Origin of the sequence: Cellvibrio sp. KY-YJ-3, from assembly GCF_008806955.1 — a bacterium.
In the GTDB taxonomy this organism is placed as follows: Bacteria; Pseudomonadota; Gammaproteobacteria; order Pseudomonadales; family Cellvibrionaceae; genus Cellvibrio.
Genome location: NZ_CP031727.1, coordinates 656,941 through 669,426, shown reverse-complemented (window position 1 = coordinate 669,426; position 12,486 = coordinate 656,941). Strand labels below are relative to the sequence as shown.

9 protein-coding genes are annotated in these 12,486 nt (G+C 46.1%); all 9 read left to right on the top strand.

Going from position 1 to position 12,486, the window contains the following annotated elements:
• Window positions 1-218: 218 nt before the first annotated feature.
• Window positions 219-1,619, top strand: a complete 1,401-nt coding sequence (locus D0B88_RS02910) for a TIGR03013 family XrtA/PEP-CTERM system glycosyltransferase (RefSeq protein ID WP_040391100.1) — start codon at window positions 219-221, stop codon at window positions 1,617-1,619.
• Window positions 1,620-1,746: 127 nt separating this feature from the next.
• On the top strand, window positions 1,747-2,283 hold the full coding sequence (locus D0B88_RS02905; protein ID WP_007639470.1) for an XrtA/PEP-CTERM system exopolysaccharide export protein: 537 nt from the start codon (window positions 1,747-1,749) through the stop codon (window positions 2,281-2,283).
• Between the two features lie 78 nt (window positions 2,284-2,361).
• Entirely contained in the window at window positions 2,362-3,879 is a 1,518-nt protein-coding gene (locus D0B88_RS02900; RefSeq protein WP_151054893.1) for an XrtA system polysaccharide chain length determinant, read from the top strand.
• A 15-nt stretch (window positions 3,880-3,894) separates the two neighbouring features.
• Window positions 3,895-4,680, top strand: a complete 786-nt coding sequence (locus tag D0B88_RS02895; RefSeq protein ID WP_007639472.1) for a CpsD/CapB family tyrosine-protein kinase — start codon at window positions 3,895-3,897, stop codon at window positions 4,678-4,680.
• A gap of 27 nt (window positions 4,681-4,707) precedes the next feature.
• Complete coding sequence (locus tag D0B88_RS02890) at window positions 4,708-6,006, top strand: hypothetical protein (protein ID WP_151054891.1); 1,299 nt, start codon at window positions 4,708-4,710, stop codon at window positions 6,004-6,006.
• A 42-nt stretch (window positions 6,007-6,048) separates the two neighbouring features.
• The gene (locus D0B88_RS02885) at window positions 6,049-8,685 is read left to right on the top strand and encodes a tetratricopeptide repeat protein (protein ID WP_225318509.1); all 2,637 of its coding nucleotides are present in this window, start codon (window positions 6,049-6,051) and stop codon (window positions 8,683-8,685) included.
• 128 nt (window positions 8,686-8,813) lie between these two features.
• A complete protein-coding gene (locus D0B88_RS02880; protein ID WP_151054887.1) occupies window positions 8,814-10,244 on the top strand; it encodes an archaeosortase/exosortase family protein in 1,431 nt (476 codons plus the stop codon).
• Window positions 10,245-10,255: 11 nt separating this feature from the next.
• On the top strand, window positions 10,256-11,395 hold the full coding sequence (locus D0B88_RS02875) for a glycosyltransferase family 2 protein (protein ID WP_151054884.1): 1,140 nt from the start codon (window positions 10,256-10,258) through the stop codon (window positions 11,393-11,395).
• Window positions 11,392-12,483 carry a glycosyltransferase gene (locus D0B88_RS02870; RefSeq protein ID WP_151054882.1) on the top strand — a complete coding sequence of 364 codons (1,092 nt, stop codon included), beginning with the start codon at window positions 11,392-11,394 and terminating at the stop codon, window positions 12,481-12,483. The genes D0B88_RS02875 and D0B88_RS02870 overlap by 4 nt, the downstream gene beginning before the upstream one ends.
• Window positions 12,484-12,486: the final 3 nt, after the last annotated feature.

The window sequence follows — 12,486 nt, the reverse complement described above, 5'->3', positions numbered from 1 at the left end:
TTAGCGAAGGGTGAATCCAGAGGTGCGCTAAGTTACCACATTTGAGGTGAATTTTTGCATCACTCTACATGTATCCTGACACTTGTTGCATTTGCCGTGAGGTGTTTGATTGATGTGACAAAATGCCGTCACTATTGGTCGAGCTTTTGTAACACAATGTCGCTATAATGCGCGGCTTCAAAAGATTTACCCACACAATTCGCCTGAAGGAATCGCATTTGTCTTACATCAGACTTAATAAACATTATATTCATCTGCCTTATCTCTTCCTCGGTATTGCTGAAGCTATTTTATTGGGTTTGTCCTTTTGGGCGGCAAGCCAATTAATAGCGTCTGCCGATCCGGCTCGTGAGTTGGAATATTCGCCCTTGGCGCTGGTGATTTTCGCAGCGCTGTTGAGCTGTTGTACTTTATCGATGGGGGTCTATACCGCATTGGTGCGAGAGGGATTCTCGAGCATGGTATTGCGCACACTGGTTAGTTTTTTCCTTTTGGGTAGTTTGGGTTTATTTGTTATCAGTGCGCTATTGGGGGGATTGATCCCGCAGGCATTGATTTTTTGGGGGGTATTGATTTCAACCGCGGTTGTCATAGTCACCCGCTTTATCTTTGTAAAAATGGTTGATGCTAACCAACTCAAGCGTCGGGTTATCATTTACGGTGCAGGCGCCCGCGCGCAAAAGTTGCTCGAAGACCTGGCGCCAGAGGTCAATGCCTTAGGCGTGAAAATTGTGGGCTGTGTGCCTAGTGCCAGTGAAGTGCTGGCAGTGAACTCTGAATTGATTATCGCCGAGCCCTCTGATTGGTTGGCCTATGTAAAAGCCGCACAGATTTCCGAAATTGTTATCGCTCCTGATGAGCGTCGCCGCAGCGGTGGTAATGCATTCCCGCTGAGTGAATTTCTCGATTGCAAATTGGCTGGCGTACCTTCCAGCGATGCGCTGAGTTTTTGTGAGCGTGAGCTGGGTAAGATTGATATCACGCTGTTGCAGCCCAGTTGGATGCTGTTCTCCGACGGTTTCAAATACTCCAAGCGACGCTCGATTGCCAAGCGGATTTTTGACCTGACGCTGGCGTCATTATTTTTTCTGGTGCTGTGGCCTTTCATGTTGCTTACCGCTATTGCCGTGCGTTTGGAAAGCCCGGGCTCAGTGCTCTATTTCCAGACCCGCGTCGGGCTTAACGGGAAAAGCTTTCGCATTTACAAGTTTCGCAGTATGCGCCAGGACGCTGAAAAGAACGGGGCGGTATGGGCGAAGAAAAACGATGCGCGTGTTACCCGCGTCGGTGCTTTTATCCGCAATACCCGTTTGGATGAGTTGCCCCAGCTTTATAATGTGTTGGTGGGGGAGATGTCTTTCGTAGGCCCGCGCCCTGAGCGCCCTGAGTTTGTGGTAGATCTTGCAAAGCAGATCCCTTTCTATGAAACTCGTCACAAAGTGAAGCCTGGGTTAATGGGGTGGGCGCAGCTTAAGTATCCCTATGGCGCCTCCGTCGAAGATGCCAAGAACAAGCTTCAGTACGATCTCTACTACACCAAAAACCACAGTTTTCTCATGGATATGTTGATCATGATCCAGACGGTGGAAATAGTTTTGTTAGGCAAGGGTGTGCATTGATCGATCTGCACCGCCATTATTATCGCAACCACTGCGAAGGAGATGTCTCGTGAGAAAAATCGTCTGGTTTGTTCAGTTAATAAGTCTGGTAGTTCTTGCGGGCTGCAGTAGCAGCAAGCCTTCAGATATGCCACCCCTCTCGGAGACGGGTTTACTTAGCGAGTACCGCATTGGTGTAGGCGATTCCATTCAGATTAACGTCTGGCGCAACCCCGAGTTATCGCTGGCAGTTCCGGTGCGCCCGGATGGCAAGGTCTCTATGCCACTAATTGGTGATATTTTGGCAGCCAACCAAACCGCCACCGAACTTTCGGCAGCGATTACCACGGGTTTGTCTTCTTATGTACGCAATCCGCAAGTGACGGTGATTGTGGCCAATCCCAGCAGTTCTGATTTCCAGCGTCGCGTGCGTATTACCGGTGCGGTCCGGGCGCCCCAGTCTATCCCCTATCGCGAGGGTATGACGGTGCTGGATCTGGTACTTATGGCGGGCGGCCCGAACGAGTTTGCGTCGGCCAACAATGCCAAGCTCTACCGCCGTATCAACGGTGAGGTAAAGGTTTACCGCATTCGTCTGGATGACCTGATGGCCGATGGCGAGGTGGCAACAAATTACGATTTGCAGCCCTCGGATATTGTTAGCATCCCGGAGCGCGCCTTTTAATTTTCCTGGTTTTCTACTGTGTGAGTCAGATAACTAAATTGGTGAGCGCTCCGGTGCTTGCATATCAAGAGATGTTTCATGGATAAAGCCTATCTCAAAGACTTATTGAATTCACTGCGGGCGGAGTTGGTCAGGTTTCGCTACATCTGCGTGGTGCTGTTTATCGCTGTCAGTGCTCTGGTGTTACTGCTGGGGATTACCTGGCCTAAAAAGTTCACCACTTCAGCGGTGTTGTTTGCCGACCAGACAACCATTATTGAGCCGCTGCTGAAGGGCTCTGCTGAAATGACCAAAATTGATCGCTCTGAACAGGCGCGTGAAATTATCTGGACGCGCGGCATTATGCTGGCAGTGGCCAGAGAAGTCGGGATGGTCGATAAAAATGCAACCCAGGAGCAGGAAGAACAGGCAATTCGCCGGATTCGCAGTGGCCTCAGCGTGAAAGCGGAAGGCAATCGCTCCTATTTCAGAATCAGCTACATTGCCAATGATCCGGATCGTTCCTTTGAAGTCCTGAATACCGTCGTTAATGTGTTTATGGAAGATACGGTGAAGAAAAAGCGGGCAGAAAGTTTGGGTGCCTATAACTTTATCGATGCCCAGGTGCAGTCCTATAAAAAGCAGTTGGAGCAAGCGGAATCGCGCCTGAAAGATTTCAATTCGCAAAATACCGATGGTACCGAGGCTGAGGTTGCGTCGCGTATTGCGGGGCTGCGACAAGAAATTGAAATGTTAAATATCACCATTGAAGAATCCCAGGCGCGTTACAAGACTATCCAGCAGCAATTGGGTTCAGAAGGGCAATATTTACAGGCCAAGGGTCAGGTAGATGATTTGCGTCAGCGCCGCCAAACCCTCGCACTTCAGTTGGAGCAGCTACTGCTCAGCTACGAAGAAGGTTATCCGGATATTATTTCCATCCGCACTCAGATCGCTGAGTTGGATACAACTATCGCTCGCCTGCAAGGTTCTGGCGATATGTATGCCGACACGCAAAAAGCCGAAAATCCGCTGTATGAAGAATTGCGCAAACAGCTCGCCAACGCCGATGTGGAGTTGCGCTCGCAAAAACGCCGAATGCAATCGCTGATGGCGTTGCAAGAGCAAGAGTTCGCTCGTCAACAGCGCGTAGCCGCCAATCAGGCACAACTTTCTGAATTAACGCGCGACTACGATGTTATTCGCAAAACCTATGACGATATGTTGCAGAAAAAAGAAGCTGCACGTCTGTCTATGACGCTCGATATAGAAGGGCAGGGCGTTAGCTATCGTATTCAGGAACCGGCCACTTTTCCGCTCAAACCTTCAGGATTACATTTTATTCACTTCGCACTTCTCGGCCCGCTGCTTGGATTGTTATTGCCTATAGGTTTGTTGGTTGCCTACGTTATGTTTGATCCGCATTTACGTTCGGCGCGCACCTTGCAAAAACAATTGCCGGACGATATCCAGTTGATTGGTGTTATTCCCCATTATCGTTCACCACTGGGTGATCGTTTGTTGAAGAAGGATATGTTGTTGATATTGGCCGCCAGCGTACTCGCAATGACCTTGTATGTTGCAATCGCTGTCTATTGGCAAATAACCACAGGTTAATACCGGGTAGGTAACATGGAACAGGCAAAAGAGCGCAGTCTTAAACAGTTGATGGCAGGCGTCGACGCGTTGGTGGAGACGAGTGATCAATTAGTCAAAACCGCCGTACTTGAACATCGCAAGCGTGAAAAAATTAAAAACATGGAGCTGCCTTGTTTATGGACGCAAGACGAGCTTTATGAAAAGAAAGTTATCTTCACCGGTATGCGCCAACGCGAACTGTTAAATGCATTTCGTGAAGTCCGCATTCGTTTGTTGGAGCGCAGCAAAAGCGACAACATGGTGGTGCTGGTCAGCTCTGTGTCTACCCATGGCGGTTCAAGTTTTGTTGGTTTTAATCTCGCTGCTACTTTCGCACTGGATCAACACAAGACCGCGCTTTATGTCGATTGCAATCCCTACTCATCGGCGGCAGACAAATATGTCACTCAAGAAGTAAATGAGGGCTTAACCCAATATCTCACTGATTACACTGTGCCGTTAAAAAACATTATTTATCCCAGTGGTATTGAGCGGTTGCGGGTAATTCCTTCCGGGGGTTCCAGTGAATCAGCCGCTGAGTTTTTTAACTCAAAACGCATGGAAGTATTTGTGGCAGAAATTAAATCGCGCTATCCCGATCGTTTCATCGTGCTGGATGCTCCTTCGGTACAGCAATCTACAGAGGCGCGAATTCTCGCCAAATACTGTGATCATGCGCTTCTGGTAGTGCCTTACGGTTCTGCTGTGACGGATGAGGTTCTCGCTGCAGTAGATGCAGTAGGGAAAGAACGTTTTGCAGGGCTGGTGTTCAATAACTAATGCAGTAATTGTGTGAGGGATGCTCAAATGAACAAATCGCCAATTGCTTTTCTGGTTGCCGCCTATGCCAGTGCATCTGCACTTGCGGCACCAACTGAGGTTGCGGGCAGTGATTTTGGTGCAACTATATCCCTGAGTGCGCAGCAAACGGATAACGCGCTCAAAACCCAAACTGATGAGCTGTCAGAGCAACAAAACCAGCTGATGGCAAGTGCGTTTGCGCTCTATAACAACGAGTATATTGCGCTCAACTCGGACTACGCCGTAAGTCAAATGCGCTATGAAAAAGACAGTCAGGAAGAGCGAACCACAACTATTGGTAAAACCGATTTTGTTTTGGGTAAACCACACAATCCGTTTGATCTAAAAATTTCACACAGTTTGCAAAAGCTGCCCAAGTCATCCGCCGCACTTGAGCTGGAATCCAATACAGATGAAAAACAAATATTAAGTGTTCAGCCGGGCTTTCGTACACGTATTACTGGCGCCGATAATTTTTTTATTAACGCCAATGCCACCGAAGTTGAATACCGTTTTGAAGAGCAAAAAAACTCATCGCGTACAGGCGTTAGCACTGGTGTAATTCACGCATTCTCGGCGGTCGATTCGCTCTCGGTATATCTCACCCAAAGCGATGTTGAATTTGAATTTAACCCTGATGTTGATTACAGCCAAACCATGGCTGTCGTGGCTTTGGAAACGCGTCTGCGCAAAATAAATTATCGGATTGAGTTAGGGCAGAGTCGTACAGACTCATCTCGTCTCGGTAAAAGTGATGATCCCTATTACGCCGTGCAGATGAATTATGACGCCGGTCATCATCAGCTCGGGCTAGCGTTTAATCAACAAATTACTGATTCATCGCGTGGTTTTGATGCCAATGCGGCGCCGGGTGAAATCCCCGGTGGCAGCGATGTAACTGCTGATCAATTGGATCAGGTGTTGTTGCGCCATGCAGAGTTGCGTTGGTCTACTTCGGTGCTGTGTGGACGCTGCGATTTTTACCTCAGCGTGTATCGCGATGAGCACCAATTCCAATCCCTGGAGCGCGATGAAGAGCGTTTAGGTGGTGCCTTGGGTTTGGGATACCAATTATCGCGCAGCGCAACACTGGGGTTTAATGCCAGTAGGGTCGAGAACAAATTTGCAGCCACGGTGAACGACAGCGAGTTCACTCTTGATCAAATAACGGTGTACTACAACTATGCATTTGCGGGTGGCTTTAACCTGCGGTTATTTGCCGCCGAATACGAGCGTAGCTCTGTAGATGCCAGCAACGAATATCAGGAGTTAAGAGCTGGAGCCACAATTGGCTACAGGTTTTAATCGCTTCACCAACCTTCATTAACAATAGGAATGGTAAATTCCATGAAAAAAATTGCACAGATTGCAGCCATTACACTGAGTGTTGCATTGATAGGATGTGGTGAAGACAAAAGCGAAAATGCAGAAACGGCATTGCGCCATCAAAATTCTGCCAAAGTCTATCAACAGCAAGGGCAGTTGCGTGCGGCGATGCTTGAAGCGCGTAACGCGATCCAGTTGGCTCCAGATTCGGCGGATGCGTACATTTCACTCGCGCGCATACTCAATGCCACAGGCGCTTATTCATCCGTTGTAACCATGCTCGACAATGTGGTGGCAGAGTTGCCGGGCGTTTCAGCAGAGCTTGCCAGCGCCCATATTGAGATGAAAAAGTATCGTACAGCGCTTGATGTAATGCAAACGCATCCGGCCGCAGTCAGCGATGCTGCACTTCACTATCAACAATCTTATTTAACTGTCAAAGCTAATATTGCCCTGGGTGAGAAGGATGCTTACGCCAAAGCACTGGAGTCATTCAAGTCGCTGCCGAATAGCGCGCAGGATGCAAAATATCTGGAAGCCAGTATTCTGCTCGCACAAGGTCAATCCGAAGCTGCACTTCTATTATTGCAAGAAGTTGTAGCGCAAGATGAAACACATTTTGAAGCGCTGGTTTTGCTGGGTAATCTATCGCTTTATGAAAATAAATTAACCGCTGCAGAAGAATACTTAACAAAAGCGTTGGCGCTGGTTCCAAACACCGACGTCATCACAGTCGATCGCGCAAAAGTATTAACGCAATTAACAGAAGTGCTTATCCAGCAGGGTCGCACCAGCGAAGCTTACACCTATCAAAAACTGTTAGCGGACGCCAACCCTGAGCGTAATGTTGCCCAGCAAAAATTTAACGATGCAATGGAATTGTATCAGCAGGGAAAATTCAGCGATGCTGAAAAACTGTTGAAAGAATTACGTAAAGACTATCCAGATGACAGAAATACAGCGACGCTGTTGGGAATGGTTGAATTTCAACAGGGCGCAGATCAAAACGCGATAGATTTGTTTGATCAGTTTATTGACCCAGAAACTGCAGCGCCGTCAGTTATCCAGGCCGCCGCATTGGCAAAATTCCGCAGTAATCAAATGGATGAGGCGATTACCCTATTAAAAAATGCGGCCGAGCGTCAACCAAACAACCCTACTATTTTAGCAACCTATGGCTTAGCGCTGTTGGATCGCGACCCTGCCAGTGCTGATGGCGCTATCGCGCTGGAAAAGAGCCTCGCATTGGAGCCAAAACAGCAGCGCATTCGCATTGCCCTAGCTAAGCGATATATGGCGATAGAGCAGCCCGAACAGGCAATTGCACAACTGCAAAAAGCCTTTGAAGAGCAACCAATGGATTTGATGGTGCAACAAACCTATTTTAAAACTCTGCTCGCAAATGGCTTTGATGATCGCGCAGAAGAAGTTTTAAAGGAGTTTCAGCGTCAAAACCCGGGTAGCCCGCGCGGTGCATTTTTGCAGGGCTGGTTTTCTCTGTATAAAAAAGATTACAAAGAAGCAGAAAAATTCTTTGAGCAGGCGTTATCTATTAAAGGGAATAACGAAAAGCAGTTGTCCTTTGCTGGTCTTGCCCAAGTTTACAATGAGCAAAAATTGCCGCACAAAGCAGTTGTTGCCTGGCAATCTATCGTTGAGTTAGATCCTAAAAACTTAAATTCATACCGTTTGTGGTTAGTTCAAATGGTGCGTTTGGATCGTATTAAAGAGGCGGTCAGCTTCCTGGAAAACCTGGAACAAAACAGCAGCGACTGGCAACCGTCCGCTGTGCTGGCTCAGTTGTTATCCTCGCAGAAACAAAATAAAGCGGCGCTGGTTCATTTGGAGCGTGCTCTGGAAAAAAGTAATAACGCACAAAATGTGCAGCAAATAGCAGCCAATCTGTACACCACCTATGCTGGTGAATTGCTTGCGGCTGATAATGTTGGGGAAGCGAGAAATTATCTGCTCAAGGCAAGTGCATTATTTCCCGACAACATCACCTATCTTGCCGGATTAGTCGAGACAGAAATTGCAGCGGGTAATTATGCAGAGGCACAAAAACTGCTCGATCAATTTGAAAAAAATAAACAAACAGAGTCAGGATTGTTTTATTTACAAGGGATGATCCGTAGTGCAGAAGGTAAAGCAGATGAAGCCTTTACATTTTATCAGCAGTCCTGGCAATCCAAGCCAACTGAATTAGCGGCTGATTCTATTTATAAACACTATCTGGCACAGGATCAAAAAGAGCAGGCCGAAAAATTTGTTGGGGAATGGTTGGAAAAGTTCCCACAAAGTTACCGGGCCAGTTTATTGAAAGCTTTGGATGCCCAGGAAAATAATGACGTTCCCGCCGCTATTGAAGGCTATGAGAGTGCCTTACAAAAAGCACCCAATTCCCCCGTTATATTAAATAACCTCGCGTGGAGTTATTACCTTGAAAAGGATTCGCGCGCAGAAGAAACGGCAAAAAAGGCTTATGAGCTGGCTCCAAATTCCGCAGCGGTATTAGATACCTACGGATGGATTTTGGTAGAGAATGGCAAGGTAAGTGAAGGAATTAGTTATTTGGAGCGCGCTGCCAATCTCGCTGCAGATAATGCCGAGATCCAAGAGCATCTTACACAAGCGCGTGAAAGGCTTAAAAACCAGTAGGTATTTTTATATTAAGTTGTATAAAACACTGGGCCAGTTTTGGCCCAGTTTTGTTTATAACAAAAATCAAATTTCCGCTCTCCGAACAGATATAGGTATTACATTATGGACATTGAAGGATAAATGTGATGGAGGTTAAATTGCAGAAGCAGGACGTATGGCAGCGCGTAGCACCGTTTATGGTTATTGCTATTATAGTTGCTATTTACTTGCCAACATTCGTCGGTCTTTCAGCACAATGGACTCAATGGGATGAGTCGCTTTCGCATGCCTATCCGTTATTACTTTGGTTTTTGGTGTTGCTGTATAAGGTTGGGCCTCTATGTCATGCACGGCAGAATTTATGGATAGATTTATTGTTGGCGATTGGATTAGTCGTCGTATCTATTTGTTGGTTTTTGTTTAACACCATCCAGATAAAAATTCTGGAACAGTTAATTCTTTTGCCGCTACTCTTTCTGGCTTTAGCTTTCGCTTTTGGCGTTAAAACATTATGGCAATTACGATTCCTGTTATTAATGCCTGTGTTCGCTCTTCCTATTTGGGATTACCTAAACAATGCTTTGGTTGAACTTGCCAGTGCTGTTGTAGGTGAAATGGTGCGCATGATTCGCATCCCGGCATTGATCGATGGCAGTAGTATTTTTATTCCTTCCGGTCACATTATGATTGCCGATGGTTGCTCCGGGCTGCGGTATTTAATTATATCGCTGGCGCTGGGTTACACTATTAGTTACCTCAATGGTTATCGTGAAAAAGGCCTGATGCTTTCTCTGTTAATTGCGGGTGCATTGGGGTTGTTGGCAAACTGGATAAGAATATTTGTCCTGATTCTGGTGGGCTACTACACCGAAATGCAAAGCTCGTTAATGGAAGATCATGAAACCTTTGGTTGGATTGTCTTTGCGCTGATTTGTTTTCCCGCAATTTATTTCGCCCCCGTTATAAAGAGAGTGCAAGCAACCACAGGCGTTGCAGGTGAGTCTCTTGGGTTCAAAAGAGTTTTGCTATTAACTTTGTTATTAATGCCCGGTTTTTTAATGGGGAAATTGGTCGCTGCTACTAATGACACTACAGCGCCCACTTACAGTTTGGGCGATATAGGGTTTGTATCACATACATCGAGTTTACCTTTGCCTCCTTCGCTGCCTGCAGCAAGGCTTACACGAAAATTTATTGCTCCGAATAATATTTATCTACAAATTAATCAATATATTCCTCAAACGCCACGGGATCGTTTGGTGCCCTATATCGCGCGCCAATATGACAGCCAATTTTGGTTACAGGAAAGCGTAAAGGTTATTGTCGTTGGTGGTAAAAAAGTTCGCGTTGAACAGCTGCGACAAAAGTCCGGATTAAAGCGGGTTATACAGGCACAGTGGTTTGATGTGGGTGGATATACAACAGCAACAGTGGCGCAGGCCAAGCTGCTCCAAATTCCGGCTGTACTGAGTGGAAAGCAATATTTTTCGGTATTTACGTTACAAGCAGAATGCATGCAACTTGATTGTGATAAAACCCTCCAATCCCTGCTGCATTTTAGCGAATCAATTCAATAGAAAGGTAATTTATGGAACTGCTTTTTTGGTTGTCAGCATTGTTGATAGTTTATATCTACATCGGCTATCCGATTTTATTGCGGTATTTACCCAAGCGTCCACCTGTGCAATCGGCAGGGTTAAATGAGCTTCCTACTGTGACACTACTGATTCCGGCGTTTAACGAAGCCGCCGTAATTGGTCAGACTATTCAAAATAAGTTAAGCCAGGATTACCCCAGCGATCGTTTGGAGATTATTGTAATCTCCGATGAATCCGAAGACGCCACCGACGACATAGTGAAAGAAATCGCCGCACAAGATTCACGTGTTCGCCTGGTTAGACAAGTGCCGCGTCAAGGAAAAACCTCCGGTTTAAATTTGGCAATGCCTCACGCAAACGGTGAGATAGTTATTTTTTCCGACGCCAATAGCCACTATCAGTCCGATGCCGTGCGTCAATTGGTCAACTGTTTTAACGACCCGGAAGTAGGTTACGTAACTGGAAAAATGGTTTACGTAAATGAAGAAGGTAACGTAATTGGCGATGGTTGCAGTGCCTACATGAAATATGAAAATCATCTGCGCAGCCTAGAGGCCAATGTGTCTTCCGTAGTTGGTGTGGATGGTGGTATAGACGCGATTCGTAAATCGTTGTATCAACCAATGAATGCTGATCAATTGCCCGATTTTGTTTTGCCATTAAAAGTGATTACCCAAGGCAAGCGTGTTATCTATTGTGAAAAGGCGTTATTAAATGAAGAGTCACTTAGCAGTTCACAATCGGAATTTCGCATGCGGGTACGTGTTTCACTAAGAGCGTATTGGGCGATGTGGGATATGAAACACTTATTTAATCCGTTTAAGTACGGTTTGTTTTCCTTGCAAATTACCTCGCATAAATTACTCCGCTACCTCGCTTTTATTCCATTGTTCCTTGCGTTGGTTAGTAATGGCCTTATTACCGGTGAGGGCTGGTTATATCAGCTGACATTCCTCGCGCAAATTATTTTTTATTCTGTTGCGGCATTCGTATCGCTCAACGATGGCACTAAAAACCGTTGGCTCGCGCTGGTTAATTATTTTTGCCTCATCAACATTGCAGCAGCCATGGCATTCATCAAATTCATAAAACGCGAAAAAATTGTCATGTGGAAGCCGCGGGTAGGATGATGAAAGTAGCCCATCTTATCGACAGCGGCGGCCTGTATGGTGCTGAGCAAGTTTTATTAATGTTGTGCAAGGAGCAGCAGAAACAAGGCTTGCATCCTCTTATTGTAAGCTGTGGCTTACCGGGCGAAGTTCAAAAGCCTATCGAGGAGGCTGCGCGCAAACAGGGTATTGATTTGTTTGTTTGGCGAATGCCTGCAGGTATAAATCTACGCAGTACTAGGGACTTGATCGCGCAGTTAAAAAGTCAAAATGTAGTTTTGCTTCATTCGCATGGTTATAAATTCAATATCCTGCTCGGTATTCTCGGAAAAAAAGAAATTGGCTTGCCTTTAGTGTCCACCGTGCACGGCTATGTGAAAGCCAAATTTCCTAAAAAGATGTGGGTTTATGAATTGCTGGATCGGATTTTTCTCAAGCGGTTTGATGCCATTGTACTGGTCAGTGAAAAAATGCAGGACATATCCGCATTTCGCAACGGTAAAAAAATATACGTGATAAAAAATGGCATTAGCGCAAATGCTCCTTTGCTTGACTCCTCACTAGAGGCTGATCCCTATCAATTACTGGCCATCGGCAGGTTGTCACCGGAAAAGGGGTTTGATTATCTGATTCGCGCCATTGCTGAGCTGAATAAGAATGCAGTTGTGTGCCAGCTCACTATTTTTGGTGACGGAATGCTGCGCGATTCTTTGAGTGTATTGGTTAATGAACTTGGACAGCAAAACAACATAACACTCGCCGGTTTCGTTGCAGACGCGCAACAATATTTTCACAAATACCAGTTGATTGTAATGCCGTCATTAACCGAAGGTATTCCAGTCACTTTATTGGAAGCCATGAGAAATAGAACACCGATTATTGCATCGGCGGTAGGTGGCATTCCTGAGGTGCTGGGTGCCAACAGCGAATTTCTAATCAAGCCAGCAAGTGTTAGCGAGGTTGTGAATAAAGTTCGCGTCTGGTTTTCTAAAGAGGAGACACACAAGCAACAGCTTGTCGATGATAATTATCGCCGTTTCACCGAAGGATTTTCTGCTGAAAAAATGGCCGAAAATTATTTTTCATTATATAAAAACATTAAGTGTTGATGT